This is a genomic window from Pseudolysinimonas sp. (genome assembly GCF_031389465.1).
In the GTDB taxonomy this organism is placed as follows: domain Bacteria; phylum Actinomycetota; class Actinomycetes; order Actinomycetales; family Microbacteriaceae; genus Pseudolysinimonas_A.
Genome location: NZ_JANMSQ010000186.1, coordinates 1 through 14135 on the forward strand (window position 1 = coordinate 1; position 14135 = coordinate 14135).

Annotated in this window: 15 protein-coding genes; 10 read left to right on the forward strand and 5 right to left on the reverse strand. The window is 67.0% G+C overall.

Annotated elements, in window-relative coordinates:
* Positions 1-171: 171 nt before the first annotated feature.
* Both RMO30_RS07460 and RMO30_RS07465 read left to right on the forward strand, forming a co-directional pair.
* Positions 172-711, forward strand: coding sequence for a glutathione peroxidase (locus RMO30_RS07460; protein WP_309711449.1), 540 nt, complete (start codon positions 172-174; stop codon positions 709-711).
* A 39-nt stretch (positions 712-750) separates the two neighbouring features.
* Positions 751-1740 carry a prohibitin family protein gene (locus tag RMO30_RS07465; protein WP_309711452.1) on the forward strand — a complete coding sequence of 330 codons (990 nt, stop codon included), beginning with the start codon at positions 751-753 and terminating at the stop codon, positions 1738-1740.
* On the opposite strand, the gene RMO30_RS07470 is transcribed toward RMO30_RS07465, so the two are convergent.
* Complete coding sequence (locus RMO30_RS07470; protein WP_309711454.1) at positions 1672-2106, reverse strand: RNA-binding S4 domain-containing protein; 435 nt, start codon at positions 2104-2106, stop codon at positions 1672-1674. The two genes, RMO30_RS07465 and RMO30_RS07470, sit on opposite strands and share 69 nt — an antisense overlap.
* Before the next feature lie 67 nt (positions 2107-2173).
* Here RMO30_RS07470 and RMO30_RS07475 point away from each other — a divergent pair, with 67 nt between their 5' ends.
* Positions 2174-2671: an NUDIX hydrolase gene (locus RMO30_RS07475; protein WP_309711456.1), complete on the forward strand. Its 498-nt coding sequence runs from the start codon at positions 2174-2176 to the stop codon at positions 2669-2671.
* Here RMO30_RS07475 and RMO30_RS07480 read toward each other — a convergent pair.
* Positions 2642-3124, reverse strand: a complete 483-nt coding sequence (locus RMO30_RS07480) for a hypothetical protein (protein WP_309711459.1) — start codon at positions 3122-3124, stop codon at positions 2642-2644. The genes RMO30_RS07475 and RMO30_RS07480 overlap by 30 nt on opposite strands.
* 15 nt (positions 3125-3139) lie before the next feature.
* The gene (locus RMO30_RS07485) at positions 3140-3961 is read right to left on the reverse strand and encodes a DUF1295 domain-containing protein (RefSeq protein ID WP_309711461.1); all 822 of its coding nucleotides are present in this window, start codon (positions 3959-3961) and stop codon (positions 3140-3142) included.
* Positions 3962-3997: 36 nt separating this feature from the next.
* Here RMO30_RS07485 and RMO30_RS07490 point away from each other — a divergent pair, with 36 nt between their 5' ends.
* The 4 genes from RMO30_RS07490 to RMO30_RS07505 all read left to right on the forward strand — a co-directional run bounded on the left by RMO30_RS07490 (position 3998) and on the right by RMO30_RS07505 (position 6440).
* Positions 3998-4618: a CDP-alcohol phosphatidyltransferase family protein gene (locus RMO30_RS07490; protein WP_309711463.1), complete on the forward strand. Its 621-nt coding sequence runs from the start codon at positions 3998-4000 to the stop codon at positions 4616-4618.
* A 9-nt stretch (positions 4619-4627) separates the two neighbouring features.
* Positions 4628-5077: an FHA domain-containing protein gene (locus RMO30_RS07495; RefSeq protein ID WP_309711465.1), complete on the forward strand. Its 450-nt coding sequence runs from the start codon at positions 4628-4630 to the stop codon at positions 5075-5077.
* Positions 5077-5772 (forward strand): MerR family transcriptional regulator, encoded by a 696-nt coding sequence (locus tag RMO30_RS07500; RefSeq protein ID WP_309711467.1) that lies wholly within the window; start codon positions 5077-5079, stop codon positions 5770-5772. Before RMO30_RS07495 ends, RMO30_RS07500 begins: the two co-directional genes overlap by 1 nt.
* A 113-nt stretch (positions 5773-5885) precedes the next feature.
* On the forward strand, positions 5886-6440 hold the full coding sequence (locus RMO30_RS07505; protein WP_309711469.1) for a MerR family transcriptional regulator: 555 nt from the start codon (positions 5886-5888) through the stop codon (positions 6438-6440).
* A gap of 131 nt (positions 6441-6571) precedes the next feature.
* Here RMO30_RS07505 and RMO30_RS07510 read toward each other — a convergent pair whose 3' ends face one another.
* Complete coding sequence (locus RMO30_RS07510) at positions 6572-7381, reverse strand: ParA family protein (RefSeq protein ID WP_309711471.1); 810 nt, start codon at positions 7379-7381, stop codon at positions 6572-6574.
* Positions 7382-7457: 76 nt separating this feature from the next.
* Between RMO30_RS07510 and RMO30_RS07515 the strand changes: the two genes are divergently transcribed.
* From RMO30_RS07515 to RMO30_RS07525, 3 genes are read left to right on the forward strand one after another with little or no spacing between them, the layout of a single operon-like run.
* Entirely contained in the window at positions 7458-10856 is a 3399-nt protein-coding gene (locus RMO30_RS07515; protein WP_309711472.1) for a pyruvate carboxylase, read from the forward strand.
* A gap of 4 nt (positions 10857-10860) precedes the next feature.
* Positions 10861-12069, forward strand: coding sequence for an AAA family ATPase (locus tag RMO30_RS07520; RefSeq protein ID WP_309711475.1), 1209 nt, complete (start codon positions 10861-10863; stop codon positions 12067-12069).
* Positions 12066-12569: a peptide deformylase gene (locus tag RMO30_RS07525; RefSeq protein WP_309711477.1), complete on the forward strand. Its 504-nt coding sequence runs from the start codon at positions 12066-12068 to the stop codon at positions 12567-12569. The genes RMO30_RS07520 and RMO30_RS07525 overlap by 4 nt, the downstream gene beginning before the upstream one ends.
* A 149-nt stretch (positions 12570-12718) precedes the next feature.
* Here RMO30_RS07525 and RMO30_RS07530 read toward each other — a convergent pair.
* Positions 12719-14135, reverse strand: a 1417-nt coding sequence (locus RMO30_RS07530) for an AMP-binding protein (protein ID WP_309711479.1), incomplete at its 5' end; no start/stop codon positions are given.

Here is a 14135-nt window from a genome sequence, read left to right on the forward strand (position 1 = left end):
TCCCCCCCTACCCCGCCCCCCCGCACCCCACAAAATGCCCCCCGCAACCCCCCATTAGCGGTAAACGCCCGGCCCCCCTCGCGCCGGGCGTTCCTGGTTTCCCGGGCCGTCCGCTGAAGCGAACCACGCCGCTCCCAGCGAACCCGGGTGGTGGCGAACTAGCCTCGAACCATGGCGATAGACACGAGTGTGCGGCGGATCAAATTCACGACGATCGACGGGAAGAAGACATCCCTCGCCGATTTCGGTGAGCAGACCCTGCTCGTGGTGAACGTCGCCTCCAAGTGCGGTCTCACCCCCCAGTACTCGAAGCTCGAAGCGTTGCAGAAGCAGTACGCCGATCAGGGCTTCACCGTCGTCGGCTTTCCGTGCAACCAATTCCTCGGTCAGGAGCCCGGCTCGACTGAAGACATCAAAGAGTTCTGCTCGACGACCTACGGCGTCACGTTCCCGCTGATGGACAAGACCCGGGTCAACGGGATGCGCAAGCACCCGCTCTACGCCGCCCTCACCCACGAGCCAGACGCCGACGGCGGCGAAGCCGGCAAGGTGCGGTGGAACTTCGAGAAGTTCGTCATCTCGCCGGACGGCGAGGTGTCGCGCTTCCGTCCCAAGGTGCAGCCCGACGCGCCCGAAGTCATCGCCGCCATCGAGCGCGGTCTGTCGCGTTCAACCCCCGCCGCCGCTGCCGCAACCACCGCGAAAAAGTAGCACTCCTCACGAGTGGCGTGGCGTCAGTAGTCTGACCCCATGTTCATCGTCAGCCTGCTCTTCCTCCTCGCGGGGGTCATCGCCCTGATCGTGGCGGCGTCCAACGCAAAGGCGCGAGTCGTCGCCGCCGGCGAGACGCCGAACGGCAGCGCGTTCCGCCGCGGCACGAACGTCATCATCTCGCGCGCCGCGCGCTGGGCGGCGGTCGTGCTCTTCGTGATCGGCGCAACCCTTCTCGCCTTCACCTCGTTCTTCCGCCAAGACGTCGGGCAGGCGAACGTGCTGCGCGACTGGACCGGGGCCATCGTCGGCTACGAGACGGCGCCGGGTCTCCACTGGAAGGCGCCCTGGGTCGACACCGTGACATTCGACGTGCGCAACCAGCGCGCCGTCTTCGTGACCGAGCAGTCCTTCGGCGAGGGCGACAACATCGGCGGGGCACCCGACGGCCCGCAGATCACGGTGCAGGATGCCGAGGGCGTCACGGCGAACATCGACATCGCGATCCGTTACTCGCTCGACCCTGACTCGGTGATCGACATCTACAGCGCCTACTACAACGAAGAAAACCTCCGCACACGCCTCATCTTCAACGACATCCGCTCGGTGGTGCGCTCGGTGCCGGGTCGTTTCGACACTCTCGAGATGCTCACCGACCGCGACTCCGTGCAGAACGCGATTCTCGAAGCCCTTGAGCGGCGCTGGGAAGACGACGGCATCATCGTCGAAGACGTCGCTCTGCAAGAGATCCGTTACGGCGAGAGTGTGACGGCCGCCTATGCCGCGGCGCAGGAGGCGCAAATCAACGTGCAGACCGAGCAGGCGAAGCTCGAGGCGGTGCAGATCTCGGCGCAGCAGAAGGTGGTGCAGGCGCAGGCCGAGGCGGATGCCAACGCGATCCTCAACGCGAGCCTCACGCCCGCAATTCTCCAGCAGCGCTACCTGGACACGCTCAAGGAGCTAGCGGCGGCGGGCAACCTCGTCATCGTTCCCGAGGGCTTCAGCGGATTGGTCAACGTCGCCCGCTAAGCGATCGGCCGGGTGGGTCAGTCGGTCGATGGCGCGGCGATCGCGCTTCGTCGGGCGGCCCGCCCCGCGTTCGCGCGTCGCGACCAGCACCCGTTCCTCGGGGGGCAGGGGAGCGGGGGTCAAGTCGTCGTAGGCGAGGGCTGCCAGCGGCGCGCCGACGCGCTTGGCGAGTACCTGGCGCACCACGATGATCCGGTTGACGTCGCCCGTGCGCAGCCGCACCTCGTCACCGACCTTCACCGGTTGCGCGGCCTTGGCGCGTTCCCCGTTGAGCCGTACGTGCCCCGAGCGCACCATCGCGGTCGCGGCGGATCGGGACTTGAGCAGGCGCACCGCCCAGATCCATGCGTCGAGGCGATCGGCCATGCGTCGACCCTAAGCCCGCCGCTTCTCGACCAGCGTGCTCGGCCAGCGGGCTTCTAGAGTGGAGCGCGTGACCCGCGCCTCCCACGACCCAGCTGCGCGGCGCCCACGGGGTCCCGAGGACGCTTGGGTGGATGGCCCGCAGGGCCGCTACTGGGGAACGTTCGGCGCCGCCAGGCTGCTGCTCGCGCATCCGGATGCCGGCGTTCTGCTACAACTGCGCGCGGTATGGAGTCACCTCGGCGGCACCTGGGGGCTGCCCGGGGGCGCTCGCAAAGCCGGAGAGTCTCCCGAGGCCGCGGCGATCCGCGAAGCCGACGAGGAAGCCGGCGTGCCGCCCGAGCTGGTCACCGTGCTCGGCACGTCGGTGTTCGATCTCGGCTACTGGTCGTACACGACGGTGCTCGCGCGTACGGACGACCTGTTCATCCCCATCCTGGGCGACGCCGAGAGCGAGGCTCTCGACTGGGTGCCGTTCGACAAGATCGGCGACCTCTCGCTGCATCCAGGATTCGGTGCGGGCTGGCCCGACCTCAGGTCACGCCTCGACGAGCTGATGGGTAGCTGAGTCCTGGACTGATTCCTCGGCGAGCCCGGCCTTCCACGCGACAAGCCCGCGCACGATCGGACTCGGGTCATCGGAGAGCTCGTCCATGACGTCGGCGGGAACGAAGAAGTTCAGCGCCACCCAGCCGCGCACGGTCTCGTCCTCGTCGTGGGCCAGGTCGCGCAGGATGTCGCACGGCGTGGTCTCGTTGCGAGCGAGCCAAGCCCGCACCCCGACCTCCGGATCTTTCGCGAGAGCCGCTACGACATCCGCTGGTGCGTGGTAGCTGCTGGCGACGCTCTCGCGGATCTTCGGGTTCTCGTGTCGGGCGAGGAGGCGGAGGCGCGCGACCTTGCTCGCGGTCACCGGGGGAGCAGGATGTCGCGCCGCGACCTCCGCCGCGGTCACCATCGCCGGGGCCATCGCCGCGAGCTGCTTTCGCTGCGCCGGGGTGTTGAACCGGATGCACGACATGCGGTCGACGCTAACTCAGGCGGGGCGGGCGACGCGGGTGCGACGCGGCGGAAGAGGAATGATCGCGGAGGTCGTCGCCTGATACTCGCCGTACTCCGGGTACTTGGACTTCGTGATGCTCTCGGTGAAAATCGTCGAGCCGACGAACAGGCCGGTGAGCAAGGCGGCGCCGAGCACCGTCCACTGCAGCACCGACCCCGCGGCAATCGCGCCGAAGAAGAAGAACGCCCACCACTGAGCTTGTTCGAAGAAGAAGTTCGGGTGCCGCGAATAGCGCCACAGCCCGGTCTGCAGGAAACGGGTCGACGGCTCCCGGCCGGCCGTGCGGGCCGCCTTCTTCCCCTGGTGGAAGTCCCACTGCTGCTGGTCGGCGATCGTCTCACCGGCGAGCAACATGAGAAAGCCGAACGCGACGAGGAAGTCGAGGATGCCGACCGACGTCCCGCGGTGCTCGTACGCCGTATAGGCGGGCAGCGTGATGAGCACCAGCAGCGCGTGCTGGTAGAGCACGACGAAGAAGATGTTGAAGACCGCGAACTGCGCCGTACTCATGCGTTCGCGCAGGATCGGCCAGCGGTAGTCCTCGGTTCCGGTGTATCCGCCCTTGCGAGCGAAGTTGTACGTCAGCCGCGCGCCCCAGAGCGTCACGATGCCCGCCATGATGTTCAGCCGTGCGTCGCCGAACCCGGCGGCTCCGGCGAAGATCCAGACGTAGACGACCGGGACGATCGACCACAGGCGGTCGACCCAGGAGTGATCGCGGCTGACCAGCGACGCGATCCAACAGAACGTGGCGACAACGCTGGCGACCGCGACCACGACGACGAGGGGATGCATGGGATCGAGCCTAGGATGTGCGAGGGAGGTGGGGCTGTGCAGCACAACGACGCGGCGCCGCCGGTGAGTTCGCGGATCGTGACGATCCCGAACATCCTGTCGTTGTTCCGGCTTCTGCTGATCCCCGTTTTCCTCGTCCACCTGGTGCTCGGTCACCTGGGCTGGGCGCTCCTGGTGATCGCGGTCTCGGCGATCACGGACTTCGTCGACGGCTACATCGCGCGGCACTTCAATCAGATCAGCAGGCTCGGTCAGTTGCTCGACCCGGCGGCCGACCGACTGTTCATCCTGGCGACGTTGCTCGGCCTGGCTTACGTGGGCGTGCTGCCCTGGTGGCTCGTCGCGGTCATCATCGCGCGCGACCTGCTGCTCTTGGTGCTCGGCGTGGTGCTCGCCAGTCATCGCTTCGGGCCGCTCCCGGTGCACCACCTCGGCAAGATGGGCACGTTCGCGATTCTGTTCGCGATGCCCGTGCTGTTGGCCGCGGCTGCGTTCCCGGATGTCGCGGCCGTGGCCCTCCCGCTCGGCTGGGCGGCGGCCATCTGGGGCGTCTTCCTGTACTGGTGGGCCGGCATCGCGTACATCCTCCAAGCAGGTCGGATGATCCGCGAAGTCCTGGTGGCGCCCGCGAGCGCATCCGATACTGTGGATCGGTAGGAGGTCAGGATGGTCGAGCCGAACGAGGGGCAGCCTTCGAACGACACGACGGCGCACTTCACCGATGAGTTCGTCGCGCAGCTCGCCGCCCTCGAAGCGGGGATCTCGCCCGATGAGCAGGCGGCGATCGCGGCGTTGCCGTCGGGGTCGGCGCTGCTCGTGGTGCGTCGCGGCCCGAACATCGGGGCGCGATTCCTGCTGGACGCTGACCTGACCACCGCCGGCCGTCACCCCGAGGCTGACATCTTCCTCGACGACGTGACAGTGTCGCGTCGCCACGCCGACTTCGTGCGAGTAGGCACGGCGTTTCAGGTGCGCGACCTCGGGTCGCTCAACGGAACGTACTTCGACGGCGTCCGCATTGAATCCGCCCTGCTGAGCGATGGAGCCGAAGTGCAGGTTGGCAAGTTCCGATTGACGTTTTACGCCTCGCGCCTCGACAAGGCGACGGGCAACTAGTGGCCGCAGCTGCATCCCCGGCGCGAGCGTCGGGGGGATCGAGTCTTCTCAGCATCGGCCAGGTACTGGCACGACTGAGCCCAGAGTTCCCCGACCTGTCGCCCTCGAAGCTGCGTTTCCTCGAAGAGCGCAACCTGGTGACCCCGTCTCGAACGGAGTCCGGGTACCGCAAGTTCTCGCCCGCCGATCTCGAGCGGCTTCGCCTCGTGCTCTCGATGCAGCGCGACTACTACCTGCCGCTGAAGGTCATCCGCTCCTACCTCGACGATCTCGACGCCGGCCGCGAGCCGGTGTTGCCCGGCGGCGCGACGGTCGCGGCCCCGTCGATGCTCTCTGGCGACCGCCGACTGACCCGCTCGGAGCTCATCAAGGAATCGGGCGCCAACGCGATGCTCCTCGGCGACGCGATCTCTGCGTCGCTGATCGTCGCGGGGGAGCACTTCGGTGAGGATGCGCTTTCGGTGCTTCGTGCTCTCGTCGAACTGCAGCGCACCGGCATCGAGCCCCGGCACCTCCGCGGGTTCCGAGCCGCCGCGGAACGCGAACTCGGCCTCATCGAGAGCGCCCTCATCCCGGTGACGCGACGCAAGGACGCATCGAGTCGGGCGAAGGCGCTCGAGATGGCTCGCGAGATCGCCGGCCAGCTGGAGATCGTTCGATCGAGCCTCATCCGCAGCGCGCTCGGCAAGCTCTGACAAATCCGAATGCGACACGCCCGGATGTCGTTGTCGCTCTTTCGGATGCGGGGTAGCGTGAGATCGCGAAGGAGCTTGAACCTCAAGTTCAACCTGAAGGTTAGGGAAGCGATATGGCTGAAGTGACCCGGAGCGACGCCTCGCGATATGCGGCCGAGCCCGTGCTGTTCACCGACGGTCTTCCCGAACTCGACGAAGACGCCGGATACCGCGGCACCGTCGCGGCGAAAGCGGCCGGTATCAGCTACCGCCAGCTCGACTATTGGGCTCGCACCCAGCTCGTCGAGCCGACCGTGCGCAGCGCCGCCGGATCCGGCTCGCAGCGCCTCTATGGCTTCCGCGACATCCTCGTGCTCAAACTCGTCAAGCGCCTCCTCGACACCGGTATCTCGCTTCAACAGATCCGGGTCGCGGTCGAGCAGCTCCGCAGCTCCGGCATCAATGACCTCGCCCAGACGACCCTCATGAGCGACGGCGCCTCGGTCTACCTCTGCACCTCCGACGAAGAGGTCATCGACCTCGTCAGCCAGGGCCAGGGCGTCTTCGGGATCGCGGTCGGCAAGGTGCTCCGCGAAGTCGAAAGCAACCTCGTCGATGTCGAGTTCTCCCCGGCAGAAGACCCCTCCGACGAACTCGCGGCGCGTCGGGCTGCGCGCGCTGCTTCGTAGTTCCTCCGCTTCGCGCGGCTTCAACGCGCGAGTCAAGAGCGGGGACCCCTACCCCGATTGACTCGCGCATTGAACCCGCGCTCCGCTGGCTCGACGAAGCGGTGCGGTCATCCGTCCTGAAAAAAGGCGGGTCAGCCTGCGGCCTGATCGCCATCGTTGAGGCGGGCGGTTCGCATGACGCGCTCGAGGAGCTGGTCGAAGTTGCGGGCCATTTCTTGGGCTCCGTCGCCGGGCCAGATGTGGAGGGGCTTCGCGGCGCCTTGGGCCTGCTGCAGAGACGTACGTTCCGGCAACTGGGGGGAGAGCACGAGGGGGCCGAACATGTCGCGCAGCTCTTTGATGCGGAACTGGTGCTCGAGTGATTGCACCCGAGCGCGGTTGACGACGATGCCGAGCGGCTGGAGGCGGGGGGAGAGGCCGCGGCGGATCTCTTCGATCGCGCGCAGCGCGCGGTCGGCGGCGGCAACCGAGAACAGTCCGGGCTCGGTGACGACGGCGACGCGGTCGGATGCCGCCCATGCGGTACGGGTGAGGGCGTTGAGCGAGGGGGCGCAGTCGATCAGCACGAGTTCGTAGTCGCGCTCGACGTGGGCGAGGGCTTCTTCGAGCTTCCAGATGTCACGGATGCTGGGGTGAGGTCCGTCGAAATTGATGGCGGACGGCGATCCGATGAGCACGTCGACGACACCCTGGCGGCCCTTGGTCCAGCCGCTCTTGGCGATCGCGGCGCGCACGATCTTCTCTTTCGGCGAGGCGAGCACGTCGGCGACGTTGAGGCGTCCGGCGACGTCGATATCCATCCCGGTGGAGACGTCGGACTGCGGGTCGAGGTCGACGACGAGGGTCGACAGGCCTCGAGCGAAGGCGGCGGATGCGAGCCCGAGCGTCACCGTGGTCTTTCCCACGCCCCCTTTGAGGGAGCTGACGCTGAGCACATGCACGATTAGGGAGCCTACCTTCAGTACCCTGAAAGGACTGTCAGCGCCACCGCTCGCCTCGCCCATCGAAAAGGACTCCATGTTCCGCAAGATCCTGGTCGCGAACCGTGGTGAGATCGCGATCCGGGCGTTCCGGGCCGCATACGAGCTCGGTGCAAAGACGGTGGCCGTCTACCCGTACGAGGACCGCAACTCGTTGCACCGCTTGAAGGCCGACGAGGCCTACCTGATCGGCGAGGAGGGGCACCCGGTTCGGGCCTACCTCGACGTCGCAGAGATCATCCGGGTGGCGAAGGAGTCGGGTGCCGACGCGATTTATCCCGGCTACGGCTTCCTGTCGGAGAACCCCGATCTCGCCGAGGCGGCTGCCCAGAACGGGATCACCTTCATTGGGCCGGGCCGGACTGTGCTCGAGATGGCCGGCAACAAGGTCACCGCGAAAGAGCATGCGATCTCCGCAGGAGTTCCGGTGTTGAAGTCGACCCCGGCGACCACCGACCTCGACGCGCTGGTCAAGGGCGCCGACGAGATCGGCTTTCCCGTCTTCGCGAAGGCGGTTGCGGGTGGTGGCGGTCGTGGAATGCGGCGCGTCGACACCCCCGAGGAGCTGCGCCCGGCGCTCGAGGCGGCAATGCGCGAGGCCGACAGCGCGTTCGGCGACCCGACCATGTTCATCGAGCAGGCGGTCGTGCGTCCCCGGCACATCGAAGTGCAGATTCTCGCCGATTCGACGGGGGAGACGATTCACCTGTTCGAGCGGGACTGCTCGGTGCAGCGCCGCCACCAGAAGGTGATTGAGATTGCCCCGGCGCCGAACCTGGACGACGCGATCCGGCAGGCGATGTTCCGGGATGCCGTCGCCTTCGCCAAGTCGATCGGATATGTCAACGCCGGCACTGTCGAGTTCCTGCTCGACACGGCGGGGGAGCGGGCCGGCCAGCACGTCTTCATCGAGATGAACCCGCGAATCCAGGTCGAGCACACGGTGACCGAGGAGGTCACGGATGTCGACCTGGTTCAGTCGCAGATGCGCATCGCCGCGGGGGAATCGCTCGCCGATCTCGGGTTGACCCAAGACCAGGTGCAGTTGCACGGCGCGGCCCTGCAGTGCCGCATCACGACCGAGGACCCGGCGTCCGGCTTCCGCCCCGACACCGGCAAGATCACGACCTACCGCTCGCCGGGCGGTGCGGGGGTGCGCCTCGACGGCGGCACGGTTGCGGCGGGGGCACAGGTGTCGCCGCACTTCGACTCGATGCTCGTGAAGATGACCTGTCGTGGGCGCGACTTCCCGGCGGCCGTGCGGCGGGCGCGTCGCGGCCTGGCCGAGTTCCGGCTGCGCGGGGTGACCACCAACATTCCGTTCCTGCAGGCGGTACTCGACGACCCCGATTTCGTCGCCGGCGACCTCTCGACGGCGTTCATCGAGGAGCGCCCGTGGCTCGTGCGCGGCCGGGAGTCGCGGGACCGCGGCTCGAAGATCCTCAACTGGCTCGCCGATGTCACCGTCAACCAGCCCAACGGCGATGGTGCCGGCACCATCGACCCCGCGCTGAAGCTGCCCGAGGTTGACCTCGAGGCTCCCGCACCCGACGGTTCGCGGCAGAGGCTGCTCGAGCTCGGCCCAGCGGGCTTCGCGGCGGCGCTGCGCGCCCAGACCCCGCTCGCGGTGACTGACACGACATTCCGTGACGCTCACCAGTCGCTGCTCGCGACTCGGGTGCGCACCAAAGACCTCGTCGCCGTACTGCCGCACGTGGCGCGAATGACGCCGGGCCTGCTGTCGATCGAAGCGTGGGGCGGCGCGACCTACGACGTGGCTCTGCGGTTCCTCGGCGAAGACCCGTGGGAGCGGCTGGCGGCGATGCGGGAGGCGCTGCCGAACATCGCCATTCAGATGCTGCTGCGTGGCCGCAACACTGTCGGCTACACGCCCTATCCGACCGAGGTGACCGACGCGTTCGTCACCGAGGCTGCGGCGACCGGCGTCGACATCTTCCGTATCTTCGACGCCCTCAACGACGTCGACCAGATGACGCCGGCGATCGACGCGGTCCTGAACACCGGCACCGCCGTCGCCGAGGTCGCGCTCTGCTACACCGGCGATCTCCTCGACCCGGCCGAGAAGCTCTACACGCTCGACTACTACTTGAAACTCGCCGAGCAGATGGTCAGTTCCGGTGCCCACATCCTCGCCGTCAAGGACATGGCGGGCCTGCTGCGCGCCGGCGCTGCCGAGAAGCTGGTCGCTGCGCTGCGCGAGAACTTCGAGCTGCCCGTCCACGTGCACACCCATGACACCGCGGGCGGTCAGCTTGCGACACTGCTCGCGGCATCCCGGGCCGGTGCGGATGCCGTCGACGCCGCAAGCGCCCCGATGGCCGGTACGACCAGCCAGCCGAGCCTCTCCGCTCTCATCGCGGCGACCGCCCACACCGACCGCGATACCGGCATCTCGCTCGATGCCGCGAGCGACCTCGAGCCGTACTGGGAGGCCGTGCGTCGCGCCTACAAGCCGTTCGAATCGGGACTGCCCGGACCGACGGGTCGCGTGTACCGGCACGAAATCCCGGGTGGCCAGCTCTCGAACCTGCGTCAGCAGGCGATTGCCCTGGGTCTCGGAAACCAGTTCGAGAAGATCGAGGACTACTACGCGGCCGCAAACCGCATCCTTGGCCGCATCCCGAAGGTCACCCCCTCGTCGAAGGTCGTCGGTGACCTCGCGCTGCAACTCGCGGCGACGAACGCCGACCCCGTCGATTTCGAACAGAACCCCGACAAGTACGACATCCCCGACTCCGTTGTCGGGTTCATGGCCGGCGAGCTCGGGGACCTTCCGGGTGGCTGGCCGGAGCCGTTCCGCACCAAGGTGCTCGCGGGCCGAACCGTGAAGATCGGCGTGACCCCGCTGGAGCCCACCGACATCGAAGCGCTCGAAGGTGAATCAACGGGCCGTCGCGCGGCGCTCAACCGGTTGCTGTTCGCCGGCCCCACGACGCAGTTCGAACAGGTCCGCGAGCAGTTCGGCGACCTGTCCGTCGTCGACACCATCGACTACCTCTACGGGCTCCGGCCCGGCGTCGAGCACACGGTCGCCATCGAACCGGGCGTCGATCTGCTGCTCACCCTCGAAGCGATCGGCGAAGCCGATGGGCAGGGCATGCGCACCGTCATGACGACCATCAACGGACAGTTGCGACCGGTCTTCGTTCGCGACCTGTCGATCGCGGTGGAGACCACCACGGCCGAGAAAGCCGACCCTGCGGTGGCCGGCCAGATCGCCGCACCGTTCTCGGGCGTCGTGACGCTCAAGGTCAGCGAGGGTGACGCCGTGACCGCCGGGCAACCCATCGCGTCGATCGAGGCGATGAAGATGGAAGCCGCCATTACGACCCCACTCGCGGGCACCGTGAAGCGGCTCGCCATCCGTGCCACAGAGCAAGTCGAAGCAGGCGACCTCCTGATCGTGGTCGAATAGAGGGATGCGCAAAGACCACGACGACGATCTTGCGACCGCGCTGCCCCCCAGTCTGACGGTTGACCTGCACCTGCCGGAGCCCGTGCACGAAGCCCCGCCAGAGGAAGCAGTCGTCGCGCTCGATGCGATCGCCGTGACCCCAACGGTCGGTGCAACGTCGTCGACCAGGTCGATCGCGATCTCGACCATTCCTGTCGTTTCCGAGGTGACCGACGCTGCGGCCGAAGAGCCCACCGAGGTTGTTCCACTTCCGGCGGAGACTGCTACGCCCGAGATTTCGACGAAGTCGGCGACGGCGAAGCCCGCCAAGCCAGTGAAGCCAGGCCGCAAGCCCGCCCCTGAAGGCACCTGGCCGGGGCTGGTGTACGCCTCGACCCTGCATCTGGTGAACCTCGGCGACTCCGCCCCGGTGCGCGCCCGCAAGGCTCTCGACGCGCGGATCGCCCGACCGTTCGACGACGGTCCTCGGTTCGTCCCGGTCCTCAGCAGCAAAGGCGGCGTCGGCAAGACGACGATCACCGTCCTGCTCGGAATGGCGCTGGCCGATGTGCGCGGCGACCGGGTGCTCGCGATCGACGCCAACCCCGACCGGGGCACCCTCGCCGATCGGGTCACCAAACACACCCGCTCCACCGTGCGCGACGTCGTGCTGCACGCGCCCGAACTCGACCAGTTCGACGAACTCTTCAGCCACCTCTCCCAAGACTCCACCGGCCTCGACGTCGCAGCGTCCGACTCCGACCCGTTGCTCGCGGAGGCGTTCGATGAAGGCGGCTACAACGTCGTCGCCGACGTCGTCACACCGCACTACGGCGTCGTCCTCACCGACTGCGGAACGGGCGTTGTGCACTCGGTGATGCGCGCCACCCTGCAACGTGCCGATGCGGTCGTCGTCGTCTCTGGTGGCAGCATCGACGAGGCCAGACTTGCCTCCGAAACACTCACCTGGCTCGAAGCAAACAACTACGGCGAACTCGTCGCCAACGCCGTCGTCGCGCTCAACGCCTCGACTCAGGGCACCGACCTCGACAAGCTCCACGACATCGAAGAACACTTCCGCTCGCGCGTGCGCGCCGTCGTCCGCATTCCCTACGACCCCGAACTCGCCGCCGGGTCCGTCGTGCGCTACCCGGCACTTCGGCCGTTCACCCGCGACTCGGCGCGCCAACTCGCGGCGCTCGTCGTCGACGGCCTCCTGGGCGAGCGGACGTGACCGAACGCCAGATCCGGCTGTTCGGCGACCCCGTACTTCGCTCGCGCACCGACCCGATAACTGTCGTGCCCGGCGACCCCAAGCTCGCAGCTCTCGCCGATGACCTCATCGACTCGGTCACCCCCGAAGGGCGAGCCGGCGTCGCAGCCAACCAGATCGGCATCGGTCTTCGCGCCTTCAGCTACAACATCGACGGCGCGATCGGCTACATCTTCAACCCCGTCCTCGAAGTCACCGGCGAGCCCGAACTCGTCGACGAAGGGTGCCTCTCGGTACCCGGGTTCTACTTTCCACGGCTCCGCCACCCCTGGGCTCGCGTCACCGGCGTCGACGCGGACGGCAACCCCGTGGAAGTCTCCGGCGAAGGGTTGATGGCGCAAGCCCTTCAGCACGAGTGTGACCACCTCGAAGGTCGGCTCTACATCGAGGGGCTCGAGCCGGAGACCAAGCGTGAGGCCATGCGTCTCATTCGTTCTGCTACCTGGTTCCGGGCTCCGTGACGCCGGTGGGCGACGGACTGCGGTTCCGCCCGTAGACGCCCACCACACCATGAACCGCACCCCGTCGCCCACCGGCTGAGCTGCTCGTCAGACGACCGAGCCGCCCCAAGTTTCCCTGGGGCGGCTCGGTCGGTCGTGTTTCGCTAGGGCTAGTGGACGAGGGATTCGCCCTGGGTGGCGGGCTGCTCATACATGGCTTCGATTTGTGACCCGAAGTCCTTCATGATCGGGCCGCGTTTGATCGACATCTTCGGCGTGAGGTGCCCGCTGACTTCCGTGAACTCGGTCGCCAGGATCGTGAACTTGCGGATCGACTCCGCGCGGGAGACGCGAGCGTTCGCGGCATCCACCGCCTTCTGCACCTCCGCAATGACTTTCGGGTTCGTGGCCGCCTCATCCAGAGACATCGTCGCCGACTCACCGTTGCTGGTGAGCCATTGCGGGAGCATTTCGGCGTCGAGCGTCACCAGGGCCGAGATGAACGGCTTCTGGTCTCCGACGACGACGACCTGGCCGATGATCGGATTGGCACGAATCGGATCCTCGAGCAGGGCCGGCGAGACGTTCTTGCCCGCCGACGTGACGATGATCTCCTTCTTGCGGCCGGTGATCTTGAGGTAGCCGTCGTCATCGAGCTCCCCAATGTCGCCAGTCTTGAACCACTCGCCGTCGAAGGTCTCCTTCGTCGCCTTCTCGTTCTTCCAATACCCGTCGAACACCGCGATGCCCTTGACGAGCACCTCACCGTCCTCGGCGATCTTGATGCCGTTGCCGGGAAGTGCGGGTCCGACCGTGCCGATTTTGAACTTGTCGGCGCGGTTCACGGTCGCGGGTGCCGACGTCTCGGTGAGCCCGTAGCCTTCGAGGATCTTCACGTCGAGGCTCCGGTAGAAGTGCCCGAGCCGAGGGCCGAGCGGCGCGCCACCCGACACCGCGTACTTCACGTTGCCGCCCATGACCGCCTTGAGCTTGCCGTACACGAGCTTGTTGAAGAGCGCGAACTTGAGCTTCAGCCCGAGCGGGATCTTGCCGGCGTCGATGGCCTTCGAGTGCTCGATCGCGGTCTCAACGGCCTTATGGAAGATGTTGCCCTTGCCGCCGGCGATCGCCTTCTGCTCGGCCGAGTTATAGACCTTCTCGAACACGCGAGGTACGGCGAGAAGGAAGGTCGGCTTGAAGGATCCGAGCGATTCGACGAGCTTCTTGGTGTCGGACTGGTGTCCCACCTTGACGCCCGCGTGAATCGAGAGGATCGAGATGAAGCGCGCGAAGACGTGCGCGGTCGTGATGAACAAGAGGGTCGATGCGCCCGGCGTGTTGACGACCTCGTCCATCGCGACGGCGGCGTTGCGGCTGAGGTCGACGAAGTTGGAGTGGGTGAGGATGCAGCCCTTCGGCGTGCCCGTCGAGCCTGAGGTGTAGATGAGCGTCGCCATGTCTTTGCCCTTGGCGGTGGTGCGGCGCTTCTCGAGGTCGGCGTCGGTGACCTTGCCACCGGACTCGGCGAGTTTCTCGAGGTCGCCGAGGTGCATCTGCCATACCTTGTCGACCTGAGGCGAGTCGCCC

What these genes read in the sequence shown, in the direction of transcription:
- RMO30_RS07460 (WP_309711449.1), top strand. Translation starts at nt 172, where the DNA reads ATGGCGATAGACACGAGTGTGCGGCGGATCAAATTCACGACGATCGAC.
- RMO30_RS07465 (WP_309711452.1), top strand. Translation starts at nt 751, where the DNA reads ATGTTCATCGTCAGCCTGCTCTTCCTCCTCGCGGGGGTCATCGCCCTG.
- RMO30_RS07470 (WP_309711454.1), bottom strand. Translation starts at nt 2,106, where the DNA reads ATGGCCGATCGCCTCGACGCATGGATCTGGGCGGTGCGCCTGCTCAAG.
- RMO30_RS07480 (WP_309711459.1), bottom strand. Translation starts at nt 3,124, where the DNA reads ATGTCGTGCATCCGGTTCAACACCCCGGCGCAGCGAAAGCAGCTCGCG.
- RMO30_RS07485 (WP_309711461.1), bottom strand. Translation starts at nt 3,961, where the DNA reads ATGCATCCCCTCGTCGTCGTGGTCGCGGTCGCCAGCGTTGTCGCCACG.
- RMO30_RS07495 (WP_309711465.1), top strand. Translation starts at nt 4,628, where the DNA reads ATGGTCGAGCCGAACGAGGGGCAGCCTTCGAACGACACGACGGCGCAC.
- RMO30_RS07505 (WP_309711469.1), top strand. Translation starts at nt 5,886, where the DNA reads ATGGCTGAAGTGACCCGGAGCGACGCCTCGCGATATGCGGCCGAGCCC.
- RMO30_RS07515 (WP_309711472.1), top strand. Translation starts at nt 7,458, where the DNA reads ATGTTCCGCAAGATCCTGGTCGCGAACCGTGGTGAGATCGCGATCCGG.
- RMO30_RS07520 (WP_309711475.1), top strand. Translation starts at nt 10,861, where the DNA reads ATGCGCAAAGACCACGACGACGATCTTGCGACCGCGCTGCCCCCCAGT.